We start from the raw sequence: 22,594 nt of genomic DNA, 5'->3' as shown, positions 1-22,594 counted from the left end.
CCCCGGTGCAAGCTGCTACACATCGCTTCGAACTCATCCCGATTGCGCCTCAACGCGGCTGCGTAGAGATCGTAAACACGTTCTAAGAAGCCCATTGGGCTTCGAACATCAAAGATTCAGACGCGACGATGCCCGCAGCAGCTGACTGATGAGCTGTGTGGATGCCAGCAGACGGGGAAGCAACTGCTCGCGCATCATTTGAGCGCTGTTGCGGTTGGCCTGCCCGCTGATGTTGAGCGCTGCCACGGTGCGCCCGGCTGCATTCTTGATGGGCGCCGCAATCGAGATCAGCCCTTCTTCCAGCTCCTGATCCACCAAAGCCCAGCCTTGCGCACGCACCTGCAGGATGCGCTGTAGCAGCTGCTCGTCATCCTGCTCGGTCAAGGCGGTGAATCGCTGCCGCTCTCTGCCAGCCAGCAAAGCCTGCAGCGATGCATCGCTTTCACCCGCCAGCAGCACGCGCCCCATCGAGGTCCAGAAAGCCGGCAGGCGCGAGCCCACACCCAGGTTGGTGCTCATGATCTTGTGGGTATGCACGCGCAGCACATAGACGATGTCACTGCCATCGAGCACGGCTGCCGAGCAGGATTCCTTGGTTTCGTCCACCAGCCGCTCCATCACGGGCTCGGCCAGATTCCATACCGGGGTCGAACTCAGATAGGCAAAGCCTAGCTCCATGATGCGCGGCGTCAGCTGGAACAGCTTGCCATCGCTTTTCACATAGCCCAGCGTCTGCAGCGTCAGCAAGATTCTTCGAGCGCCAGCGCGCGTCAGACCTGCTTTTGCCGCCACTTCGCTGAGCGTCTGCGCCGGGGCATCGGCGCTGAAGGAGCGAATCACCGCCAGGCCCCGGGCAAATGACTGCACATAGCTATCGCCTGGGCGCGGCACATCGGCGGCAGCGGTGGAATCTGCATCCGATGCAGCAAGCGTGGGGAGACCCTCTTTAGCACCTGTTCCAGAAGCTGCACCTGTGGGTAATACGGAAGCGGGAAGTTTTTCCATAGCTCTATAATTCTTTATGCGAACTTTTGTTCTTTATACGAACATTTTAACGCAGTGCCAAAGGCCTGCGCATGCATGGAGACTATCAAAATGATCAACAAAATCACCGACACCATCGCCCAGGCGCTGGCTAGCGTACAGGACGGAGCCACGGTACTGATCGGGGGCTTTGGCACCTCGGGCAATCCCAACGAGCTCATAGACGGACTGATTGCTCAGGGCGCACGCGAGCTGACAGTGGTCAACAACAATGCCGGCAATGGCGATCAAGGCCTGGCGGCGCTGCTCAAAAGCGGCCAGGTACGCAAGATCATTTGCAGCTTTCCCCGCCAGGTGGACAGCTGGGTCTTTGACGATCTCTACCGCAGCGGCAAGATCGAACTGGAACTGGTCCCCCAGGGCAATCTGGCCGAACGCCTGCGTGCGGCCAGTGCAGGTGTAGGCGCCTTCTTCTGCCCCACGGCCTATGGCACGGAACTGGCAGCTGGCAAGGAAACCCGCGAGATCAACGGCAAGCACTATGTGCTGGAGTACCCCATCCACGGCGATGTGGCCTTGATCAAGGCCGAAAAAGGCGACCGCTGGGGCAACCTCACCTACCGCATGTCGGCCCGCAACTTCGGACCGGTGATGGCATCAGCTGCCAAGCACACGATTGCCACGGTGCACGAACTGGTGGAGCTGGGCGCGCTGGACCCCGAAGCCGTGGTCACGCCCGGCATCTATGTCAGCCAGATCGTCAAGATCGACCGCGTGGCCACCCTGGCCGGTGGTTTCAAGAAATCGGCATGAGCGCCGCAACTGCCGAAAGAAGCACCATGAGCAGCTACCAAAAACGCAGCAAGCAAGAGCTGGCCCAGCGCGTGGCCGAAGATATTTTCGACGGGGCCTACGTCAACCTGGGCATTGGCATGCCAACCCAGGTGGCCAACCACATCCCTGCCGGCCGCGAAGTCATTTTGCAAAGCGAAAACGGCATTCTGGGCATGGGCCCGGCACCGGCCGAAGGCCAGGAAGACTATGACCTGACCAATGCCGGCAAGCAGCCCGTGACGCTGCTGCCTGGCGGCTGCTACTTCCACCATGCCGACAGCTTTGCCATGATGCGCGGCGGCCATCTGGATATCTGCGTGCTGGGCGCCTTCCAGGTCTCGGCCACGGGCGACCTGGCCAACTGGAGCACCGGCGAGCCCGGCGCCATTCCCGCCGTGGGCGGCGCCATGGATCTGGCCGTGGGCGCCAAATCCACCTGGGTGATGATGGATCTGCTCAGCAAGACGGGCGAATGCAAGGTCGTCTCGGCCTGTACCTACCCCCTCACCGGTCTGGCCTGCGTCAAGCGCATCTACACCGACTTGTGCACGCTGGAATGCACGCCCCAGGGCCTGCGTCTGATCGATACCGTCGAGGGCCTGACGCACGAAGCACTGGAGCGCATTGTCGGTCTGCCCATCGCTGCCGCCAGCACCTAAAGCCTCTTTACAAGCAAAAACAGCATCTAGCGCTTATGTAGCAAGCGCTGGTAGCTCTCATTTTTACAACCATGGGCCACGCCCACGATAACCCGGAGACAAAACCATGAGCACTGCATCCCAAGCTTTCATATGCGACGCGATCCGCACACCTTTTGGCCGTTACGGCGGCGCACTCTCCAGCGTGCGTACCGACGATCTGGGCGCCGTGCCCATCAAGGCGCTGATGGAGCGCAACCCCGGCGTGGACTGGACAGCCGTGGCCGATGTGCTGTATGGCTGTGCCAACCAGGCCGGTGAAGACAACCGCAACGTGGCCCGCATGTCCAGTCTGCTGGCCGGCCTGCCGATTGATGTGCCCGGCGCCACCATCAACCGCCTGTGCGGCTCGGGTCTGGATGCCGTGGGTACGGCGGCGCGCGCCATCAAATCAGGTGAAGCCCGCCTGATGATTGCCGGTGGTGTGGAATCCATGAGCCGCGCCCCCTTCGTCATGCCCAAGGCCGAATCGGCCTTCAGCCGCAACAACGCCGTGTACGACACCACCATCGGCTGGCGCTTTGTGAACAAGCTGATGAAGGCCCAGTACGGCGTGGATTCCATGCCGGAAACCGCCGAGAACGTGGCCGACGACTTCAAGATCGAGCGCGAGGCCCAGGACCGCATGGCCTTGGCTTCGCAGCAAAAGGCGGCAGCTGCCATTGCGGCAGGTTACCTGGCCCGGGAAATCGTCCATGTCTCCATCGCCCAGAAAAAGGGCGAGCCCCTCATCGTCAGCCAGGACGAGCATCCCCGCGCCACCACACTGGAAGCGCTGGCCAAGCTCAAAGGCGTGGTCCGCCCTGACGGCAGCGTCACCGCAGGCAACGCCTCGGGCGTGAACGACGGAGCCTGCGCTCTGCTGCTGGCCAATGAAGAAGCCGCCCAGCAATACAGCCTGGTGCCCCGCGCCCGCGTGGTCGGCATGGCTACGGCCGGCGTTGCGCCACGCATCATGGGTTTTGGCCCCGCGCCTGCCGTGCGCAAGGTGCTGGCCCAGACCGGTTTGACTCTTGACCAGATGGATGTGATCGAGCTCAACGAAGCTTTCGCCGCCCAAGGTCTGGCCGTGCTGCGCGATCTGGGCATTGCCGACGACGACGCCCGCGTCAACCAATGGGGCGGCGCGATTGCACTGGGCCACCCACTGGGTGCATCGGGCGCCCGTCTGGCCACCACGGCCGTCAACCAGCTGCACACGCTGGGCGGCCGTTACGCGCTATGCACCATGTGCATTGGCGTGGGCCAAGGCATTGCCGTGATTCTGGAAAAAGTTTAAGACGGCCGCGAGCGTTCGACATGAGCACCACCCCACTGCCTACCGCCACCGGCACCTTCCGTATCGCCTTGCAAGGCCCGGCCGATGCGCCGGTTCTGCTGCTCTCAAACTCCCTGGGCACCACCCTGGAGATGTGGGACGCACAGGCCGCCGCCCTGTCTGCCGATTGGCGCGTGCTGCGTTACGACACCCGCGGCCACGGCGCCAGCGTGTGCAACCCCGGCCCTTACAGCTTTGCGCAGCTGGGCCAGGACGTGCTGGCCATTCTGGATGCACTGCATATAGAGCAGGCCCATTTTTGCGGCATCTCCATGGGCGGCCTCACGGGCCTGTGGCTGGGTGTGAATGCTCCTGCACGCATGCGCAGCATCACGGTGGCCAATAGTGCGGCCAAGATCGGCGTGGAATCTGCCTGGCTGGAGCGCGCGGCCCTGGTGCGCGCCCAAGGTACGGCGGCCATGCAGGCGCTGGCCGCATCTTCGCCCAGCCGCTGGTTCACGGAAAGCTTTGCCGCTGCACAGCCTGAGGTGGTGCAAACCGCCCAAGACTGGATTGCCGGCATCAGCCCCGAAGGCTATGCCAGCTGCTGCGAAGCCCTGGCCAAGGAAGACCTGCGCAGCGCCCTGCCCGGCATCAGCGTGCCCACCTTGCTGATAGCTGGTGAACACGACCCCGTGACCACGGTCGCCGATGCGCAAGCCATGCACACCGCGATTGCGGAGTCGGTACTGGCCACGGTGCCCGCCTCGCACCTGTCCAACCTGGAGGCTCCTGCAGTCTTCGAGCAGGCACTGGCTGACTTTTTGAAGCAGCACTGAACTTTTTGCACACACCGGTCCAGAACAAGACTCCGGCCACAGGCCAAAGAGCAGACCGCGGTATGGGAGACAAGCATGACCGCATCCAATCCGCGCTGGCGACAGCGCCCCGAAGGCTCGACCTGGGGAGACTTTGGCGACCACGACCAACTGGGCCGTCTGAACCTGCTCACCCCTGAAAAAGTGCGCCAGGGCGTGGCCCAGGTGCGTGAAGGCCTGCGCTTTTCCTTGAGCCTGCCGCTGGACTACCCCGGCGGCAGTGCGCTCAACCCCAACCGCAAGCCCCCGGTGCTGCGTCCCTTGCAGCGCAAAGGCCTAGTCAATTTCAACTGCCTGCTACAGACCCTGGAGCCCGGCCGCACCGATGTGCTCTCGGACGATATGGCCATTCTGTCGCTGCAGTACTCCACGCAATGGGACGGACTGGCCCATGTGGGCGCGCTATTTGACGCCAATGGCGACGGCCTGCCCGAAGCGCTGTACTACAACGGCTTTGCGGCCGGTATAGACATCGTCGGCCCAGCCGATGTGAACGGCACCGGCATCCCCGAGCGCCTGGATGAAGCCGCCAGCACCAGCTGCGCCAAGGCCTTGGGCATAGAAGGCATGGCCCGCAACGGCGTACAAGGCCGCGGCGTGATGCTGGACCTGCGTGCCCATTACGGCGATGCCCGCACGCTGATCGGCTATGACGAGTTGCAGCGCGTGATCGATGCCGACCGCGTGGAGATCGAGCCCGGGGACATGTTGTGCCTGCACACCGGTTTCGCCCAGCGCGTGCTGGAGATGCACAAGCAGCCCAACCCCGATGTACTAAACAACAGCTGCGCCGTCCTGAACGGGCGCGACGACAAGCTGCTGCAGTGGATCACCAACAGCCAGATTGCCGCGATTGCTGCCGACAACTATGCCGTAGAGGCCCACCCGGCCCAACCCGGCGCCGCCTGCTGCTCGGCCCTGCCTTTGCACGAGCACTGCCTGTTCAAGCTGGGCGTGCACCTGGGCGAGCTGTGGCATCTGACGCCGCTGGCGCAATGGCTGCGCGCCCACCAGCGCCACCATTTTTTGCTGACGGCGCCTCCCTTGCACCTGCCCGGTGCCATTGCCTCCCCGGTCACGCCCATCGCCACGGTGTAAGCCACACCGCGCCCGCCGTCACTTTCACAGCAGTCACCATGCCTTACATCATCGAAACCTTTGACAAGCCCGACCACCAGGCGGTTCGCCAGGCCCATCGCCCGGCACATCTGGACTTTTTGAGCGCACACCGGCATCTGCTGCTGGCTTGCGGCGCCAAGCTGGACGACGAGGGCAAGGATCTGGGCGGCGGTCTGTATGTCGTGGACCTCGACACCCGACAAGCCGCCCAGGACTTCATCGAGGCCGACCCTTTCTTCCAGGCGGGGCTGTTTGCCAACGTCTGCATCACACGCTGGCGCAAGGCCTATCTGGCCGGTGAATGCTGCCTCTAAACATCTTATTCAAGCCCGCACCATGACTTCTACGCAAACCTCCGTTTCCACCACCCCACGCTCCCGCGTTTTGATCACCGGCGGCGGTGCCGGCATCGGTTCCGCTGCGGCACAGCGTTGCCGCGAGGACGGCTATGAACCCGTCATCATCGACCGCGTGGTGGACCACATCCCCGGAGCCATTCAGGCTGATTTGAGCGATCCGCAAGACACGGCCCGTGCGCTGAACGAGGCCTTGAAGGACGGGCCCATCACCCGCCTGATCAACAACGTGGGCGTGGTGGTGCCCAACGATGCGGCATCGCAAACCCTGGCTGAATTCGATCTGGCCATGTCCCTGAATCTGCGCTGCGCCTTTCAATGCATGCAGGCCCTGCTGCCCGGCATGCAGGCCGCAGGCTTTGGCCGCATCGTGAACATGTCCTCGCGTGCCGCCTTGGGCAAGGACTTGCGCACCGCCTATGCCGCCAGCAAGGCGGGCCTGATCGGCATGACCCGGGTCTGGGCGCTGGAGCTGGGGCAGTACGGCATCACGGCCAATGCCATCGGCCCAGGCCCCATACGCACCGCGCTGTTCGACAAGGCCAATCCACCCGACGCGCCGCGCACGCAAAAAATCATTCAGTCGGTGCCCGTCAAACGCGTGGGCACGCCCGAAGACGTGGCCCATGCCGTGTCCTACATGCTGGACGAGCGCAGCGGTTTCGTCACCGGACAGGTGCTCTACGTCTGCGGCGGCATGACGGTAGGCGTCGCCAGCATCTAAATCTTTCACGGCCTGCGCAGACCCACTTCCGTGGGCCGATGCCCGCCCTTTCTCGCCAAACACCTCATACAACAAGGCCAACCGCCATGTCAAAAATCACCGCGTTCTTCACGGAGCTGATGCGCAAGTATCTGCCCGACCCGTTCGTCTTCGCCATCATGCTCACCCTGCTAACCATGGTGCTGGCCTTTGCCGTGGAAAGCCGCCCCGTGAACCTGGTGGTCGAGGACTGGGGCAAAGGCTTCTGGAGCTTGCTGGGCTTTACCACCCAGATGGCCGTGATTCTGGTCATGGGCTATGTGCTGGCTGCCGCCCCCGTAGTCAACCGCTTCCTGGACAAGATTGCCAACCATGTGCACACCCCAAGGCAAGCCATCATCGTGGCCACCATCGTGGGCTGCGTGGGCAGCTATCTGAACTGGGGCTTTGGTCTGGTGATCGGCGGCATCATGGCCCGCAAGCTAGCGCTGAAGGTCAAGGGAGTGCACTACCCCTTGATCATCGCCTCGGCCTATACCGGCTTCACGATGTACAGCCTGGGTTTCTCGGCCACCATCCCGGTGTTGATTTCCACCAAGGGCCATGCCTTCGAGAGCAGCATGGGGCTGATTCCCCTGACGCAAACCATCTTCTCGGCCCCCATCCTGATCACCAGCCTGGTGGTGTTGATTGCCCTGCCTTTGCTCAATGCGGCCATGCACCCCAAGCAAGGTGAAAAAGTAGTGGAACTGGACCCCGTGGTGGTGGCACAAGACAGCAAGCCTGCGGCAGGTGCCGGTGAGCTGCTGGGTGACGAAAAAACCCTGGCCTCGCGCCTGAACAACAGCCGTGCGCTGAGCCTGCTGATTGGTTTGTGCGGCATGGGCTATGTGGGTCTGCACTTTTACAAGGGCGGCAACCTGGATCTGAACATGATCAACTTCTTCATCCTGTTCCTGGGTGTGCTGCTGCTCAAGACGCCCATGGCGTATGTGGAAAAGGTCAACGAAGGCGTCAAGACCATAGGCGGCATCATTTTGCAGTTCCCGTTCTACGCCGGCATCATGGCCATCATGCATGGCTCCGGTCTGGTGGAGTCCATCGCCCATGTTTTCGTCAGCATCTCCAGCGCGGACACCTTGCCGCTGTGGGGTCTGGTCAGCTCCTTCGTCATCAACTTCTTCGCCCCGTCCGGTGGCGGCCACTGGGTGCTGCAAGGCCCGTTCATGATCGATGCGGCCATCAAGCTGGGCGCATCGCAGGCGCAAACCGCCATGTCCGTCATGTTGGGCAACGGCTGGAACGACCTGGTCCAGCCCTTCTGGATCCTGCCTGCTCTGGCGCTGTCCAAGCTCAAGCTCAAAGACATCATGGGCTACACCGTGGTCTCCATGCTGCTGGTCGGCGCCATCTACGCCAGCACCATGCTCATCTGGCCCCATCTTTGAAGCCCGGCTTTCTCTGCCTCATCTTTTCCCCACAGGAGTAACAAAACATGTTGTACATGGTTGAAATGATTGTCCAGATTCCCCAGTCGCTGGACCCCGAACTGGCAGCAAAAATCAAGCTGGACGAAAAAGAGTATTCGCAAAAGCTGCAGCGCCAAGGCCAATGGCGCCACCTGTGGCGCGTAGTCGGCGAGTACGCCAACGTCAGCATCTTCGACGCCTCCAGCAACGACGAGCTGCACACCCTGCTCAGCGGCCTGCCTCTGTTTCCCTATATGCAGATCAAGGTCACGCCGCTGGCCAATCACCCTTCTTCCATCGTTCAGGAATAAGTGGTTCCTGCCCGCCAGCAGTCACTGATTGTCGGCGGACAGATCCCGGATAGACCTGTACGCCTTGTGGATGAGCACGCCATGCATGCCTGCTCACCCAAGACCCGGGGCTCACGGCCGCAAGCCTTGCCCCTTTCGCGCAACGTATTACTCAGGAGACATTGATGTTCAAGCCTTCCCAAATCATTTCCCGCCGTGCCGGCCTGAAGTCCCTGGCCGCTGCCGCTCTGCTGGGCGCCGTCGGCATGGCCCCCGTAGCAGCTCAGGATGTATTCCCCAGCAAGCCTCTGACCATCGTCGTGCCCTTTGCCGCCGGTGGAACGACCGACATCCTGGCCCGCATCGTCAGTCAGGCTCTGCAGCAAGAGCTGGGCCAGACCGTGATCGTTGACAACAAGCCCGGCGCGGGCGGCAACATCGGTGCCGCAGCGGCAGCACGCGCTGCGGCCGATGGCTACACGCTGTTCATGGGAACCGTGGGAACGCACGCCATCAATGCCTCGCTCTACCAAAAACCCGGCTTCGATCCCATCAAGGACTTTGCGCCGCTGACACGCGTGGCCACCGTGCCCAATTTGCTGGTCGCCAACCCCAAGCAGCCTTTCAAGACGGTCAAGGAAATGATCGCCTACGCCAAGGCCAACCCCGGCAAGCTCAACTACGGTTCCTCGGGCAGCGGCAGCTCGATTCACCTGTCTGGCGAGCTGTTTCGCTCGATGACGGGCCTGGATATGGTGCATGTGCCTTACAAGGGCAGCGCCCCGGCCATCACCGACTTGCTGGGCAACCAGATCGCCGTGATGTTCGACAACATGCCTTCGGCCATCCAGCATGTGCGCTCCGGCAAGCTGCGCCCGATTGTCGTGACCACGGCCAAGCGCTCGCCCGAACTGCCTGACGTGCCCACCGTCGCCGAAGCCGGCGTACCCGGCTACGAAGCCACGTCGTGGTTCGGCCTGTGGACCCAAGCCAAAACTCCAGCGCCCGTGCAGCAACGCCTGCATGCCGCGATTGCCAAGGTGCTCAAGGACCCGGCCGTGATCAAGAAGATCAATGACCAGGGCGGCGACATCGTGATCGATACGCCAGCCGAATTTGCCGCCTACATCAAGGCCGAATCAGCCAAGTGGGGCAAGGTGGTCAAGGATTCCGGCGCTCAGGTGTAAACACTGTTTTGGTAGCATTCAGCGCTGACTATTAAACAACTTCAAGTGGTTTAATGCCAAACAAAAAAGGAGCTACCAGCGCTGGCAGCTCCTTTTTTCATATCAACCTGCTACGCCTGGCCTTTCAGAGCGCGCGCCGGTTTTACCTCACGCTTCCAGTACGGCGGCTTCAGCGCCTTGCTCGGTGGACGGCGTTTCAGCAGGCAGATGTGGATAACGCAAGGCGGCTAGACCCGAGAGACCAAATTCCGCCAGCAACTGGCGCAGACGCTCTGCCGAGGCACGTTTTTTGTGACCGGTATAACGGGCCACGATCAGCTCGTTCTTCATGCTGTGCTCCCAGCCCACCAGCTCCGTCACCGTGACCTGGTAGCCGCAGGCTTCCAGATACAGGCAGCGCAGCACATTGGTGATCTGGCTGCCCATTTCGCGGGTATGAATGGGGTGGCGCCACAGCTCGGCCAGAGGCGTGCGCGTCAGCGACAAGGCCTTGGTCTGGCGCAGGCAGGCTGCCACTTCGGCCTGGCAGCAGGGCACCAGCACCATGGCCTTGGCCTTCTTTTCAATACCGAAGGCAATCGCGTCATCGGTTGCCGTGTCGCAGGCATGCAAGGCCGTGACCACATCGAAGCGCTCGGGCATGAAGTCGGCACGGGTGGACTCGGCCACCGACATGTTGAGAAACTCCATGCGGTCGAAGTGGAGCTCGGCGGCCAGCTTCTGCGAAGTCTCGACCAGGGGCGCACGCGTCTCGATACCGTAGATCTTGCCGCGACCCAGGGCCTTGAAATACAGGTCGTAGAGGATGAAGCCCAGATAGGACTTGCCCGCGCCGTGATCGGCCAGCGTGACGGCCTGCTCGTTCTTGGACAGCTCGCCCAGCAGCGGCTCTATGAACTGATAGAGGTGGTAGACCTGCTTGAGCTTGCGGCGCGAGTCCTGATTGAGCTTGCCTTCGCGCGTGAGTATGTGCAGCGCCTTGAGCAGCTCAATGCTTTGGCCGGGCTTGAGCTCCAGCTGTGCCGCCACATCCTGCGCTGCAGGCTTTTTGTTCGCTGGCTTGCCTTCCTGGGGCTTTTTATCCATCTTGGCCATTATTCGTCTGCCTTCGCTGCGCCATGACCGGTGACAGGGCAACGTGCGCCCACACCCATGTCCAGCCAGCCTTCAAGGCCGATTTTCTCCAGCGTTTCCATATTGCGTTCGTAAATCGACTCGGCCTCGGGGAAGACTTCCACGGCCTTGTCTATGCTGTCTTCGCGCAGCAGATGCAGGATGGGATAAGGCGCGCGGTTGGTGCAGTTGGTCACGTCATCCACTTCCGTGCCTTCGAACTGGAATTGGGGGTGGAAGGAAGCCACCTGCAAAATGCCGCCCAGATCCAGCTCGTCGACCATGGAGTCGGCCACTTCGAGGAAATCGTTGAAGTCCAGAAAATCCTGCAGCGCCAGCGGCAGGATCAGCAGCGTGGTGTCGCGCTTTTCTGCATTGGCCTCCGCCAGGGCCTCCAGCTCCAGGTACAGATCCCCGGCAACGCCCTCTGCATCGGTGGCATTGCTGACCACGTAGTGAATCTGGCCCTTGACATGCACACCCTTGGCAAACGGGCAGAGGTTCAGGCCGATGACGGCTTTTTCCAGCCAGCGCACCGTGTCCTCGATCACGACATCGGGCGGAAAGCCCTGGTCAGCAGCAGTCATCACGGGTTCAGTCATGGCAAGGCCCTCCAAAATGCAAATGGGGGCTCAGCCCCCAGAGACAGCGCACTGGGCGGGAGATATTCCGGCTCTGGCACACAGGGCACGTATTTTAGCGATCCGGCAGCCGCACTGCTTGCGCCGCCAGGCTAAACCCCGAAGGCCACCAGCTACGCTCCCAGCAGTTTGAGCCCGGTAATACGTTCATGCTCGCGCGCCGCATAGCGATCCGTCATGCCGGCGATGAAGTCAGACACCACCCGGGCGCGACCGCTGAGCGAATCCTCCCCCAGCGAGCGCTGTACAAAGCGCGGCTTCATGCGCTCAGGCTCCACCATATAGGCGGCGAACAGATCGCGCACCACTTGCTGGGCACTGTCCATGGTCTGCATGACCTGGGGGTGACGGTATAGCTGGCGCAACAAAAACTGCTTGAGCTGCTGAGACTCGGCCTTCATGGCATCGCTGAAGCTGATCAGCAAGCGGCCTGCAGCCCTCACATCCTGTACCGATTGCACGCCAGACTGCGCCAGGCACAGGCGTGAGGTGTCTATGACGTCATACACCTGATCACTGAGCATGCGCCGAATGCTCTCGTACAGCAGGCGCCTATCCGCCAGAGGCAGGCCCAGCTCGGGATGCTGAGCCAGCGTCGCCTCGTGGTAGCGCCCAAACAGAGGCACGGCATCGCACAGCTGGCTCATGGTGATCAGACCGGAGCGCACGCCGTCATCCACATCATGGGCGTTGTAGGCAATGGCATCGGCCAGATTGCACAGCTGGGCCTCCAGCGAAGGCTGGGTCCCCGCCAGAAAACGCTGCGCCACACCGCCGGGCTCGCGCGCTTCGATCAGCTCGGCGTTGCTGCGCGAGCAGTGCTTCAAAATGCCTTCGCGCGTCTCGAAGCTCAGATTCAGGCCATCGAACTGCGGGTAACGCTCTTCCAGGCGATCCACCACGCGCAGGCTTTGCAGATTGTGCTCAAAGCCGCCATGCGTGCGCATGCATTCATTGAGCGCATCCTGCCCCGCATGGCCGAACGGTGTGTGTCCCAGATCGTGAGCCAGGCAGATGGCTTCCACCAGGTCTTCATCCAGCCCCAGGGAGCGGGCAATCGATCGTCCCAGCTGCGCCACCTCCAGCGAATGGGTGAGCCGCGTGCGAAACAGATCGCCCTCGTGATTCACAAACACCTGGGTCTTGTAAACCAGGCGCCTGAAAGCCGAGGAATGGACGATGCGATCGCGATCACGCTGAAAGTCGCTGCGCGTAGGCGCTGCAGGCTCTGTGAAACGGCGGCCCCGGCTTTGCGCTGGGTCGCAGGCATAAACTGCCAAGGTCTGCATGGTTCACCCCATCTTGCGATGGAGTCACTCTAGCAGCTTGCGTTGAACTTCAGCGAAACCGGGCCGCAGCCCGCTCGCAATCAGACACAGCAGGCGTCAATCACTTCGCGCACCAGCGCATCGGGCGCCGATCGCATCACCGCCTTGCCCGGACCATCGATCAGCACAAAGCGAATCTCGCCCGCCTCGGACTTCTTGTCCACACGCATCAGCTCCAGATAGCGGCCCGCATTGTCTTGCGCATCAATCACCGCGCCGCGCACAGGCAGACCGGCTCGCTCTATCAAGCTGCGCAGACGCTGCACAAAGGCTTCGTCCACCAGGCCCAGTCGCTTGGAAAGCTCTGCCGCCATCACCATGCCTGCGGCCACGCCCTCACCATGCAGCCAGTTGCCGTAGCCCATGCCGGCTTCCATGGCATGGCCGAAGGTGTGACCGAAATTGAGAATGGCGCGCAGTCCGGATTCCTTCTCGTCCTGCCCCACCACCCAGGCCTTGATCTCCACGCTGCGCCTGACGGCATGAACCAGCGCCGCAGATTCCTGCGCGCGCAGAGCATCCACATGGCTCTCCAGCCAGCTGAAAAATTCCATATCGGCAATCGGGCCGTACTTGATGACTTCCGCCAGCCCTGCGCTCAGCTCGCGCGCAGGCAAAGTTGCCAGCGTTGCCAGGTCGCAAACCACCAGCTGCGGCTGATAGAACGCACCGATCATGTTCTTGCCCTGCGGGTGGTTGATGGCCGTCTTGCCCCCTACCGAAGAATCGACTTGCGACAGCAGCGTGGTCGGCACCTGCACAAAAGGCACGCCTCGCATATAGCTTGCCGCAGCAAAACCCGTCATATCGCCAACCACGCCACCACCCAGGGCAAACAGCACGGTCTTGCGATCGCAGCCGTTGGCAAGCAAGCCGTCAAAGATCAGGTTCAGCGTCTGCCAGTCCTTGTGCTCCTCGCCATCGGGCAATATGACTTCGTGCACCTGTGGGTACTGGGTTTGCAGCGCCGCCTTGAGCGATGCCAGGTACAGCGGGGCCACCACATCATTGGTCACGATCAAGGCCGCAGCCGCCTTGGGCAGCTTTTGCCAGGTAGCACTTTGCGGCACCACACCTTGATCAATCACGATGGAGTAGCTGCGTTCGCCCAAATCAATCTGCACGGTTTCCACTTCGATTTCCTATCTGCATTTCTTGCCGAGGCTGCGTGCCTCCGAATATTCAAGCCGGCGCCCGGGGCGCCCAAAGCGCTCAGCCGGGAGTTCCCAGCTCGACCTGCATGGCCACGCGTTGCGCCACTTGCGTTGCCGACAGGCCGCCGCCTGCCACCACGAAATCAGCCACTTCCTTGTACAAGGGGTCACGCACCGCCAGCAGGTCCATCAGCCGCTGCAGCGGGTTATCCACCTGCAACAGCGGGCGCTGGGTATCGCGCTGCAAGCGACGAGCGATTTCATGGGGCGAGGCACTCAGATACACCACCTTGGAATGCGCTTTCAGCTGCATGCGATTTTCAGGCCTCAGCACGGCACCGCCACCGGTGGCAATCACCATGGGTGCGGACCGGGACAGCAGCTGCGCCAGAACATCGCGCTCCACGTCGCGAAAGCAGGCTTCCCCCTCTTTCGCAAAGAAATCGCGAATAGAGCATTGAATCTGCTCCTCGATTGCCACATCCACATCCACAAAAGGCATGGACCAGCGCTTGGACAAATAACGGCCAATAGTGGATTTGCCACTCCCGGGCAAACCTACCAAAGCAATATGTGATGCTGTCAACAAACTCATGGAATCCGCCAGACTGTCCGTGCAATTGAGAGGAGCCCGATTGTCGCAGCGTCCAGGCTTTCGCCCATAAAAAAGGCCTGCAGTCTCGCGATGCAGGCCTTGGCACAGTAAGAAACGCCGCCCGTTACTTGTTTGAGTTACGCACCTGACTGAGCATTTTGGGAGTGATGAAGACCAGCATTTCACGCTTGGTCGAGGCCTTGGTTCTGGTCTTGAACAAATTGCCAAGCCCTGGGATATCGCCCAGCAAAGGTACTTTGGTGACCTGATTGGTTTCTTCCATCTCGAAGATGCCGCCGATCACCACCGTGCCGCCGTTCTCCACCAGCACCTGCGTCTTGATGTGCTTGGTATCGATGGCCACGCCCTGGGTCGTGGTCTCACCACGGCTGTCCTTGTTCACGTCCAGATCCAGAATGATGTCGCCTTCCGGCGTGATCTGGGGCGTGACTTCCAGCTTCAGCACCGCTTTCTTGAACGAGATGGTGGTGGCGCCATTGGGAGCCGTCACCGAATACGGGTACTCCGTACCTTGTTCGATCAAGGCCTTGTTCTGATCTGCCGTCACCAGGCGAGGGTTGGAGATGATCTTGCCATCGCCCTCGGCCTCCAGCGCGGACAGCTCCAGCGACAGAAAGCGCGACATGGAGCTGTTGAACACCGAAAACGCAATCTGCCCAACGGTGTTGATGCCCGAAATACTGGCGGGAAGGTTCACGAAATTCCCACTGGGAAAGGTCGCTGCCGTTCCGCCAGAGGTATTTGGCAAAAACTGGGAGGACGTCATGGCTGCATTGCTGCCCACGGCTCCGCCACCAAATCTCACGCCCAAAGAGCGCCCAAAGGTGTCACGGGCCTCCACGATGCGCGCTTCGATCATGACTTGCCGCACCGGCACATCCAGAGTAGCCAAAAGCGTTTTGAACTCTTCCAGCTTGGAAGGGGTATCGGTAACAAACAGCTGATTGGTGCGAGGCTCAGAGATTGCCGAACCACGGATCGACAGAAAGCGCGTGCTTTGACCAACGCCACCACCACCGCCTGTAGACGTCGTGATCTGCTGCAAGATATCGGCAGCCTTGGCGTAATTGAGCTGGAAGCCCTGAGTGCGCAACGGCTCTAGCTTCTGGATTTCCATCGCCGCTTCATAGTCGCGCTTGGTGCGGGCATCGATTTCGTCCTTGGGCGCAATCCACAGCACCGAGCCGGACTTGCGCATGCCAAGACCCTTGGCATCCATGATGATCTGCAAAGCCTGATCCCAGGGAACATCCTTGAGCCGCAAGGTCAGAGCGCCCGTGACCGTGTCCGAAGTGACGATGTTGAAGTTGGTGAAATCAGCGATCACCTGCAGCAGCGAGCGCACTTCGATATTCTGGAAATTCAACGACAGCTTTTCGCCGCTGTAACCCGGACCCTGGGTCAGCTTGCTGGTATCTATCTTCTTCTGGCGAATCTCCAGCACAAACTGGTTGTCACTTTGGTAGGCGCTGTGCTCCCATTCGCCCAAGGCATCCACACGCATGCGCACCCGATCGCCCTGTGCCACCGTCGAAATGGTTTGCACCGGCGTACCAAAATCACCCACATCCAGCTTGCGGCGCAAATTCTCCGGCAAGGAAGTACGCAGGAAGTCAATGACCAGACCCTTGCCCTCCTGACGCAAATCCACACCCACCTGGTTGCTGCCCAAGCCCACCACAATGCGGCCGGAGCCATCGGGGCCACGGCGGAAATCCACATCGCGAATCGGGGGCACATCGCTGACAGCCGTCTTGTTCTCGAACACACGCGATACGGCAGGCGCTGCAGCTTGCGCAGCGCTGGCGGGATCGAGCACGATCAGCAAAGCCTTGCCCTGGCGTTGCAGCTTGTAGGTGGTCGCAGCCTTCAGATTCAGCACCAGACGAGAGCGTCCGGAAGCCTCCACGATATTGGCTGAGCGCAAATTGCCTTGATTGAAATCCACCAGAGACTTGCCTGTGGCGTTGGTGACACCAGGGAAATCCAGGGCAATGCGCGCGGGCGACTGGATCACAAAGCCTGTGGGATCAGCCGTCAATGGCTCGGACAGTTCCACACGAATCACTTCCGTGCCGGATTGCAATACGCCTGTGACCGATTCAATACGTGCCTGAGCCCATGCCAAGGAGCTGACCAACAATCCGCCGAGAGTCAATCCCCAACGGGCTTTTGCCAAAACGCTGTGGTGCTTGCCCATCATTTTCTCCCCTCCTGCAACTCCAAAGTACTCGTCTTCTCAATCCAGTCCCCGCCACCGTCTTGGACGATTTCACGCAGTTGAATGGAGTTCTCCGTTATTTGGGTAATTTTTCCGTAGTTCTGGCCCAGGTAGTTTCCGACCCGCACTTGGTACAACAGGCTGCCCACCTTGACCAAGGCCGTAGGCACGTTTTTCTTGTCCAGGCTGCCTACCATGGTCATGGTGTCCAGCGGCTCCGACTCCAACGGTTCCTTGCGGCGATTGAGCTCTGGCGCAATCAGGCTGGCGTTGGCATTGGACTGTGCCGATTCCCGGCGCAGCACCTGAATCAGCTTCATGGGATTGAATGGCTCCATGCCCTGCCCAGCGTCATAGGCCTGGGGTTTAAACGGTTTGGGCTCTTCCAGTGGTGTGATTCTGGGCTTGGCATTCGCCCTCTCCTGCGCCATCCACTCGCGCAACTGGTCCTCATCCGAGGACATGCAGCCCGAAAGTGCAAGCGCCAAGACAAATATGCCGGCTATGGCCTTGTTCATTTCTTCCCCTTGGATGCATCGCGCTGAGCCTTGACTTCTTCCGAATCGAGATAGCGGAAGGTACGGGCTGTCGCATCCATGATCAATATGTCCGAGCCCTTATCCGGACTCGCAGGCGCAATGGACAGGTTGTTCAAGGTCACGATGCGGGACAGAAATGCAATATCGGAAGCAAAAGAGCCTATGTCATGGTAGCGACCCGCCACCTTCAAGCTAATGGGCAGCTCTGCGTAGTACTCCTTGGTCACCATCGCGCCGGGTCTGAACATTTCAAACTCCAGGCTTCGACCCAGGCCTGCCTGATTGATATCCGAGAGCAAGGCCGCCATTTCGGCTTTGCTGGGCAACTGCTTTTCCAGTTGCGTCACATACTGCTCCACCTGTTCGCGCTGCTTTTTCAAGGCATCCAGGCTCACAGCCTTGCTGAGCTTGCTCTGGTAATCCTGACGCAAGGTCTGCTCGGTCGTGCGTTCCTGCTCCAGTTCCGCCTCGTAGTCCTTGAGCAGCACAAACCACAGCAAAGCGGTGACAGCGACCGCGACCGCCGCATACAGCAGGGCTTTTGGCAGTACCGGCCACACCGAAGGGTCGTTGGGATCCAGATTGCGAAACTGGCGCTGAACCCTGTCCTGCAGCGCCGCAAAATCGATGTCCAGCGACTTTTTCTTCTTGGCCATCACTTTGCCCCCACCGGTTGATTGGCCGCCGCCATGCTTTTTTCTGCATCGCTCACACGCGTCAGATTGAAGCGCAACGTGAATGCAGCGGCCCGGCGCTTCTCCTTGGGAGTCACATCCACCGTCTTGGCCACGATTTCCTGCAGTTCAGGCTTGGAGAACCAGGGTGTTCCCTCGGACAAATTGCGCAGCATCTCCGAAATGCGTTCATTGGACTGGGCCGTCCCCTGCATGGTGACCATCAGCCCTTCTTGCTTGATACTGGTGATGTACACACCGTCCGGCAGTTGCCTGACCAGTTCATTGAGCATGTGCACGGGCAAATTTCGGTCCGACTGCAGATCTTCCACCGCCTTCTGGCGCGCACGCAAAGCGGTAATTTCACCCTCCAGGCCGGCAATCTCCTTGATCTGAGCCTCAAGCATCGTGATCTCCGAGCGCAGCAGATTGTTCTTGTTCTGCTGATTCTCGATCATCGCCTGGAAGGCCCAGTAGATAAGCCCTGCGACCAGCAAGCCCGCCAGTGCAGCCAGCACCATATTGACCTGAAAAGCCTCTTTGCGACGCTTTTTGGCCGCCTCTCGATGCGGCAGTAAATTGATCAAGATCACGCGACAAACCTCCGCAAGGCCAGACCGCAGGAGGTGAGATATGAGGGAGCCTCTCTGGCCATACGTTTGAGACGCACACCGCTGCCAATCTCCATGCCGTCAAAAGGATTGACCAAACCACAGGCAAAGCCGGTCTGCTGACTTACCGCCTCGGCAAGACCTGGCAGCGAAGCTGAACCGCCGGCCAACAAGATGTGATCTACGCGGTTGTAGGGCGTGCTGGTAAAGAAGAACTGCAAGGCACGCGCCACCTCTTGCGTCAGGCTTTGCACAAAAGGCTTGAGCACCGCAGTGTTGTAGTCGTCGGGCAGATCACCGCTGCGTTTTTTCGCTTCGGCCTCTTCGGGGGAAAAACCATACTGGCGCGCAATCAGCTGGGTCAGCTGGGCGCCGCCAAACGCCTGATCGCGCTCATACAGCACGTCCTCATCACGCAGCACCTGCATGCTGGTGGTCATGGCACCGACTTCAAACAGTGCCACCACCGCTCCGCTGCCTTCATTGGGCAAGAGGGACATCAAGCGCGCTGCCGCCATGCGGGCCGCGTTAGATTCGATATCGATGATCACGGGTTTGAGCCCGGCGGCTTCTGCCAGACCTTGGCGATCCTGCACTTTTTCCTTGCGCGAAGCGGCGATCAGCACGTCCACGTCCCCATGCGATACGGCAGACGGCCCCATCACACAAAAGTCCAGGCTCACCTCATCCAGAGAAAAAGGGATGTACTGGTTGGCTTCAGACTCTACCTGCAGCTCCAGTTCCTGCTCGCTCATGCCGGCAGGAAGCGTGATTTTCTTGGTAATGACGGCAGAGGCGGGCAAGGCCATGGCCACATTCTTGGTCCGCGTGCCACTTTTCTTGACCAGACGACGCAGGGCATCTGCAACTTCTTCGAATTTTTCGATGTTGCCGTCCGTGATCCAGCCCTTTTCCAGCGGCTCGATGGCGCAGCGCTCCAGCTGCAACTCACCCGACTTGCTTTGGGACAACTCCACCAGCTTCACACTGGATGAGCTGATATCAATGCCAAGCAGAGGTGCAGGCTGACGACTGAATAAGGAACTCAGAGCAATCAACATGTCCCCTTTAATATGTAATAACCGAAACAAATGCCCAGACTAATGCTGGATGCTATCAGCATGCGAGCAGCGGCAAGCGCTACTCATACAAGGTTCTCCCTTATATCGTGGCCAAAAAAATACATTTTTGTGCCCCATCAAATGCAACAGCACAATCTCCACGCAAACACTACGCTCAGGCAGCTGGCATAGGATGCTTGTTTGCCTGACGGCCAAACGCCTCGCTTTCCCAAGAGCGTCAAGCCGACAGAGGGCATTTCTATAATGCCTCGATCCATTGGACATACAGCGAAATGCCGCCATCAGATAACTCTGCTTCACAGACTCCCCGGTCTGCTCCCAACTCTCCCAAGCGCCGCATGCACTGGCTCCCCCGTTCCATCCTCTGGCTGTTTGGCCTAGCGGTGGCTGGCGTACTGGCCGCAGCCCTGGCCGTCGCCGTCGCGTTGGCCATGGCCTACCCGAACCTGCCCGACGTCTCTGAACTAGCAGACTATCGTCCCAAGCTGCCGCTGCGCGTGTATTCCAGCGAAGGCGCCTTGCTGGGCGAATTCGGTGAGGAACGCCGCACCCTGACGCCCATCCAGGAGATTCCCAAAGTCATGACCAACGCAGTGCTGGCCATTGAAGACACCCGTTTCTTCGAGCACGGCGGCGTGGACTACAAAGGCATGTTGCGCGCAGCGCTGGCCAACCTGGGCAAGGTCAAGAGCCAGGGTGCATCCACCATCACCATGCAGGTGGCGCGCAATGTCTATCTTTCTTCCGAGAAGACCTTTACCCGCAAGATCTACGAAATCCTGCTCACCTTCAAGCTTGAGCATCTGCTGACCAAAAACCAGATCCTCGAGATCTACATGAACCAGATTTATCTGGGCAACCGCGCTTACGGCTTTGCAGCTGCCAGCGAGGCTTATTTCGGCAAGCCGCTCAAGGACATCACCGTCGCAGAGGCTGCCATGCTTGCGGGCCTGCCCAAGGCACCTTCGGCTTACAACCCCATCAGCAACCCCAAGCGCGCCAAGATCCGCCAGCAGTACATCATTGACCGCATGGAGGAAAACGGTTTCATCACTGCCGACCAGGCCAAAGAGGCCCGCGAAGAGCAGCTCAAGATCCGCACGGCCAGCAACTCCACCCGTGTTCATGCCGAATATGTGGCGGAAATGGCCAGACAGCTCATCTTTGCCCAATACGGCAGCGAAGCCTATACCCGCGGCCTCAATGTCTACACCACGCTGAATGCTGGCGAGCAGGAAGCGGCTTACAAGGCGCTGCGTGAAGGCATCATGAACTACGAGCGCCGCCAGAAATACCGCGGCCCGGAGAAGTTCATCGCCATGCCCGGCAACGCCCAGGAACTGGAAGATGCCATTGACGACGCCCTGGCCAACCACCCCGACAACGGCGACGTGATTGCTGCCGTGGTACTGGAAGCCGGGCCGCGCAAGATTGTGGCTGCCCGCGCAGACGGCGAGCACTTCGAGATCACCGGCGACGGCTTGAAGCCCGTGGAATCGGGATTGAGCCCCAAGGCACCACCCAATATCAAGATTCGTCCCGGCGCCGTGATTCGTGCCGTCAAGACACCCAAGGGCAGTTGGGAAGCCACGCAACTGCCCGAGGTGGAAGGCGCTTTTGTCGCAGTGGTGCCCCAGACGGGTGCCATCCGCGCCCTGGTCGGCGGTTTTGACTTCGAAAAGAACAAGTTCAACCATGTGACGCAGGCCTGGCGCCAGCCTGGCTCCAGCTTCAAGCCGGTGATCTACTCGGCAGCGCTGGAGAAAGGCTTCTCGCCTGCCACCATGATCAACGATGCGCCGATTTTCTTTGGCTCCTCCGTCACCGGCGGCCAGCCCTGGGAACCCAAGAACTACGATGGCCGCTACGATGGCCCCATGACCATGCGCACGGGCTTGAACAAGTCCAAGAACATGATTTCCATCCGCCTGCTGCAGGCCGTGGGCCCCAAGCAAGGCCAGGAATGGGCGACCCGTTTTGGCTTCGAAGCCGCCAAGCAACCCGCGTATTTGACACTGGCCCTGGGTGCAGGCTCGGTGACGCCTTTGCAGATGGCTGCGGCCTACTCGGTCTTTGCCAACGGCGGCCACCGCGCCAACCCCTGGCTGATTGCCAAAGTGACGGATCACAAGGGCCGCGTACTGTCCGAGTTCACGCCGCCTCCGGTCACTGATCTGCCCCAGGCCATTCCCGCCCGCAACGCCTTTGTCATGAGCACCATGCTCAACGACGTGGCTCGCGTGGGTACGGCAGCCCGGGCCCAGGCCACGCTCAAGCGCCCTGACCTGTATGGCAAGACCGGCACCACCAATGACTCGGTCGATGCCTGGTTTACCGGCTTTCAGCCCACCATGGCAGCGGTCTCGTGGATTGGCTATGACACGCCACGCAATCTGGGCTCGCGCGAAACCGGTGGCGGTCTGAGCCTGCCCATCTGGATCAGCTTCATGCAGCACGCGCTCAAGGGCGTACCTGTGGCCGAAATGCCCGTGCCTCCAGGCGTGGTCAACATGGGTGGCGACTGGTACTACGAAGAGAACGTCCGTGGCGGCGGCGTGAGCAACCTGGGCATGGACGGCAGCGATGCCAACACCGGCTCGGCTGGCGGCTCCACGCCTGCGCCTGCAACCGAAGAGCGCAGCCGCATTCTGGACTTGTTCCGCAACTGATCAGAATCAAGCCAGGCATCAGCGAATGACGTTCATTCGCTGAAAGCCAAGGCCACAACCCAAACGCCCGGCGCGCAAGCTCCGGGCGTTTTTTATGGCGGTCGGCCATTGCTCACATTACTCATCTACGCGGTGGGGCCGCATGCCGGCAGATGTGCAGCAAATTTCAG

General features: G+C 60.5%; 22 protein-coding genes. 11 read left to right on the top strand and 11 right to left on the bottom strand.

What is annotated here, in order from left to right; translation table 11 throughout:
* Positions 1–108: 108 nt before the first annotated feature.
* Entirely contained in the window at positions 109–1,005 is an 897-nt protein-coding gene (locus ACNAZA_RS01030; protein WP_415794545.1) for an IclR family transcriptional regulator domain-containing protein, read from the bottom strand.
* A 90-nt stretch (positions 1,006–1,095) separates the two neighbouring features.
* Between ACNAZA_RS01030 and ACNAZA_RS01025 the strand changes: the two genes are divergently transcribed.
* From ACNAZA_RS01025 to ACNAZA_RS00980, 10 genes are all read left to right on the top strand, one after another.
* A complete protein-coding gene (locus tag ACNAZA_RS01025) occupies positions 1,096–1,797 on the top strand; it encodes a 3-oxoacid CoA-transferase subunit A (RefSeq protein WP_415794544.1) in 702 nt (233 codons plus the stop codon).
* A 26-nt stretch (positions 1,798–1,823) separates the two neighbouring features.
* Entirely contained in the window at positions 1,824–2,477 is a 654-nt protein-coding gene (locus tag ACNAZA_RS01020; RefSeq protein WP_415794907.1) for a 3-oxoacid CoA-transferase subunit B, read from the top strand.
* 106 nt (positions 2,478–2,583) lie between these two features.
* Positions 2,584–3,795: a 3-oxoadipyl-CoA thiolase gene (gene pcaF / locus ACNAZA_RS01015; protein WP_415794543.1), complete on the top strand. Its 1,212-nt coding sequence runs from the start codon at positions 2,584–2,586 to the stop codon at positions 3,793–3,795.
* A gap of 20 nt (positions 3,796–3,815) precedes the next feature.
* Positions 3,816–4,613: a 3-oxoadipate enol-lactonase gene (pcaD, locus tag ACNAZA_RS01010; RefSeq protein WP_415794542.1), complete on the top strand. Its 798-nt coding sequence runs from the start codon at positions 3,816–3,818 to the stop codon at positions 4,611–4,613.
* Positions 4,614–4,688: 75 nt separating this feature from the next.
* Positions 4,689–5,750, top strand: a complete 1,062-nt coding sequence (locus tag ACNAZA_RS01005) for a cyclase family protein (protein ID WP_415794541.1) — start codon at positions 4,689–4,691, stop codon at positions 5,748–5,750.
* A gap of 38 nt (positions 5,751–5,788) precedes the next feature.
* Positions 5,789–6,085: a YciI family protein gene (locus ACNAZA_RS01000; protein ID WP_415794539.1), complete on the top strand. Its 297-nt coding sequence runs from the start codon at positions 5,789–5,791 to the stop codon at positions 6,083–6,085.
* A gap of 22 nt (positions 6,086–6,107) precedes the next feature.
* Positions 6,108–6,851 carry an SDR family oxidoreductase gene (locus tag ACNAZA_RS00995; protein ID WP_415794538.1) on the top strand — a complete coding sequence of 248 codons (744 nt, stop codon included), beginning with the start codon at positions 6,108–6,110 and terminating at the stop codon, positions 6,849–6,851.
* Positions 6,852–6,937: 86 nt separating this feature from the next.
* On the top strand, positions 6,938–8,278 hold the full coding sequence (locus ACNAZA_RS00990) for a short-chain fatty acid transporter (RefSeq protein ID WP_415794537.1): 1,341 nt from the start codon (positions 6,938–6,940) through the stop codon (positions 8,276–8,278).
* A gap of 47 nt (positions 8,279–8,325) precedes the next feature.
* A complete protein-coding gene (catC, locus tag ACNAZA_RS00985; RefSeq protein WP_415794536.1) occupies positions 8,326–8,610 on the top strand; it encodes a muconolactone Delta-isomerase in 285 nt (94 codons plus the stop codon).
* Between the two features lie 164 nt (positions 8,611–8,774).
* Positions 8,775–9,776, top strand: a complete 1,002-nt coding sequence (locus tag ACNAZA_RS00980) for a Bug family tripartite tricarboxylate transporter substrate binding protein (RefSeq protein ID WP_415794535.1) — start codon at positions 8,775–8,777, stop codon at positions 9,774–9,776.
* 147 nt (positions 9,777–9,923) lie between these two features.
* Here ACNAZA_RS00980 and ACNAZA_RS00975 read toward each other — a convergent pair whose 3' ends face one another.
* The 10 genes from ACNAZA_RS00975 to ACNAZA_RS00930 form a co-directional block, all read right to left on the bottom strand.
* Entirely contained in the window at positions 9,924–10,871 is a 948-nt protein-coding gene (locus tag ACNAZA_RS00975) for a class I SAM-dependent methyltransferase (RefSeq protein WP_415794534.1), read from the bottom strand.
* The gene (locus ACNAZA_RS00970; protein WP_120966320.1) at positions 10,871–11,491 is read right to left on the bottom strand and encodes a DUF1415 domain-containing protein; all 621 of its coding nucleotides are present in this window, start codon (positions 11,489–11,491) and stop codon (positions 10,871–10,873) included. Before ACNAZA_RS00970 ends, ACNAZA_RS00975 begins: the two co-directional genes overlap by 1 nt.
* A 152-nt stretch (positions 11,492–11,643) precedes the next feature.
* A complete protein-coding gene (locus ACNAZA_RS00965; RefSeq protein WP_415794533.1) occupies positions 11,644–12,819 on the bottom strand; it encodes a deoxyguanosinetriphosphate triphosphohydrolase in 1,176 nt (391 codons plus the stop codon).
* Between the two features lie 80 nt (positions 12,820–12,899).
* Complete coding sequence (aroB, locus tag ACNAZA_RS00960; protein WP_415794906.1) at positions 12,900–13,997, bottom strand: 3-dehydroquinate synthase; 1,098 nt, start codon at positions 13,995–13,997, stop codon at positions 12,900–12,902.
* 73 nt (positions 13,998–14,070) lie between these two features.
* Positions 14,071–14,607: a shikimate kinase gene (locus tag ACNAZA_RS00955; RefSeq protein ID WP_415794532.1), complete on the bottom strand. Its 537-nt coding sequence runs from the start codon at positions 14,605–14,607 to the stop codon at positions 14,071–14,073.
* Between the two features lie 124 nt (positions 14,608–14,731).
* Positions 14,732–16,831: a type IV pilus secretin PilQ gene (pilQ, locus tag ACNAZA_RS00950; protein WP_415794531.1), complete on the bottom strand. Its 2,100-nt coding sequence runs from the start codon at positions 16,829–16,831 to the stop codon at positions 14,732–14,734.
* Positions 16,828–17,367, bottom strand: coding sequence for a pilus assembly protein PilP (locus tag ACNAZA_RS00945; protein ID WP_415794530.1), 540 nt, complete (start codon positions 17,365–17,367; stop codon positions 16,828–16,830). Before ACNAZA_RS00945 ends, pilQ begins: the two co-directional genes overlap by 4 nt.
* The gene (locus ACNAZA_RS00940; protein ID WP_415794528.1) at positions 17,364–18,044 is read right to left on the bottom strand and encodes a type IV pilus inner membrane component PilO; all 681 of its coding nucleotides are present in this window, start codon (positions 18,042–18,044) and stop codon (positions 17,364–17,366) included. The genes ACNAZA_RS00945 and ACNAZA_RS00940 overlap by 4 nt, the downstream gene beginning before the upstream one ends.
* The gene (locus ACNAZA_RS00935) at positions 18,044–18,655 is read right to left on the bottom strand and encodes a PilN domain-containing protein (RefSeq protein ID WP_415794527.1); all 612 of its coding nucleotides are present in this window, start codon (positions 18,653–18,655) and stop codon (positions 18,044–18,046) included. Before ACNAZA_RS00935 ends, ACNAZA_RS00940 begins: the two co-directional genes overlap by 1 nt.
* Positions 18,652–19,734 carry a pilus assembly protein PilM gene (locus tag ACNAZA_RS00930; RefSeq protein ID WP_415794526.1) on the bottom strand — a complete coding sequence of 361 codons (1,083 nt, stop codon included), beginning with the start codon at positions 19,732–19,734 and terminating at the stop codon, positions 18,652–18,654. Before ACNAZA_RS00930 ends, ACNAZA_RS00935 begins: the two co-directional genes overlap by 4 nt.
* A gap of 359 nt (positions 19,735–20,093) precedes the next feature.
* Here ACNAZA_RS00930 and ACNAZA_RS00925 point away from each other — a divergent pair, with 359 nt between their 5' ends.
* Positions 20,094–22,424 carry a penicillin-binding protein 1A gene (locus ACNAZA_RS00925; RefSeq protein WP_415794524.1) on the top strand — a complete coding sequence of 777 codons (2,331 nt, stop codon included), beginning with the start codon at positions 20,094–20,096 and terminating at the stop codon, positions 22,422–22,424.
* Positions 22,425–22,594: the final 170 nt, after the last annotated feature.

The sequence above is a fragment of the Comamonas aquatilis genome (assembly GCF_965139575.1).
In the GTDB taxonomy this organism is placed as follows: Bacteria; Pseudomonadota; Gammaproteobacteria; order Burkholderiales; family Burkholderiaceae_C; genus Comamonas; species Comamonas aquatilis.
The sequence above is the reverse complement of the archived record's forward strand: the minus strand, read 5'-3'. Positions and strand labels throughout refer to the sequence as shown.

Coding starts and splice junctions, on each gene's coding strand:
- ACNAZA_RS01030 (WP_415794545.1), bottom strand. CDS start 1,005: ATGGAAAAACTTCCCGCTTCCGTATTACCCACAGGTGCAGCTTCTGGA.
- ACNAZA_RS01025 (WP_415794544.1), top strand. CDS start 1,096: ATGATCAACAAAATCACCGACACCATCGCCCAGGCGCTGGCTAGCGTA.
- ACNAZA_RS01020 (WP_415794907.1), top strand. CDS start 1,824: ATGAGCAGCTACCAAAAACGCAGCAAGCAAGAGCTGGCCCAGCGCGTG.
- pcaF (WP_415794543.1), top strand. CDS start 2,584: ATGAGCACTGCATCCCAAGCTTTCATATGCGACGCGATCCGCACACCT.
- pcaD (WP_415794542.1), top strand. CDS start 3,816: ATGAGCACCACCCCACTGCCTACCGCCACCGGCACCTTCCGTATCGCC.
- ACNAZA_RS01005 (WP_415794541.1), top strand. CDS start 4,689: ATGACCGCATCCAATCCGCGCTGGCGACAGCGCCCCGAAGGCTCGACC.
- ACNAZA_RS01000 (WP_415794539.1), top strand. CDS start 5,789: ATGCCTTACATCATCGAAACCTTTGACAAGCCCGACCACCAGGCGGTT.
- ACNAZA_RS00995 (WP_415794538.1), top strand. CDS start 6,108: ATGACTTCTACGCAAACCTCCGTTTCCACCACCCCACGCTCCCGCGTT.
- ACNAZA_RS00990 (WP_415794537.1), top strand. CDS start 6,938: ATGTCAAAAATCACCGCGTTCTTCACGGAGCTGATGCGCAAGTATCTG.
- catC (WP_415794536.1), top strand. CDS start 8,326: ATGTTGTACATGGTTGAAATGATTGTCCAGATTCCCCAGTCGCTGGAC.
- ACNAZA_RS00980 (WP_415794535.1), top strand. CDS start 8,775: ATGTTCAAGCCTTCCCAAATCATTTCCCGCCGTGCCGGCCTGAAGTCC.
- ACNAZA_RS00975 (WP_415794534.1), bottom strand. CDS start 10,871: ATGGCCAAGATGGATAAAAAGCCCCAGGAAGGCAAGCCAGCGAACAAA.
- ACNAZA_RS00970 (WP_120966320.1), bottom strand. CDS start 11,491: ATGACTGAACCCGTGATGACTGCTGCTGACCAGGGCTTTCCGCCCGAT.
- ACNAZA_RS00965 (WP_415794533.1), bottom strand. CDS start 12,819: ATGCAGACCTTGGCAGTTTATGCCTGCGACCCAGCGCAAAGCCGGGGC.
- ACNAZA_RS00955 (WP_415794532.1), bottom strand. CDS start 14,607: ATGAGTTTGTTGACAGCATCACATATTGCTTTGGTAGGTTTGCCCGGG.
- pilQ (WP_415794531.1), bottom strand. CDS start 16,831: ATGATGGGCAAGCACCACAGCGTTTTGGCAAAAGCCCGTTGGGGATTG.
- ACNAZA_RS00945 (WP_415794530.1), bottom strand. CDS start 17,367: ATGAACAAGGCCATAGCCGGCATATTTGTCTTGGCGCTTGCACTTTCG.
- ACNAZA_RS00940 (WP_415794528.1), bottom strand. CDS start 18,044: ATGGCCAAGAAGAAAAAGTCGCTGGACATCGATTTTGCGGCGCTGCAG.
- ACNAZA_RS00930 (WP_415794526.1), bottom strand. CDS start 19,734: ATGTTGATTGCTCTGAGTTCCTTATTCAGTCGTCAGCCTGCACCTCTG.
- ACNAZA_RS00925 (WP_415794524.1), top strand. CDS start 20,094: ATGCACTGGCTCCCCCGTTCCATCCTCTGGCTGTTTGGCCTAGCGGTG.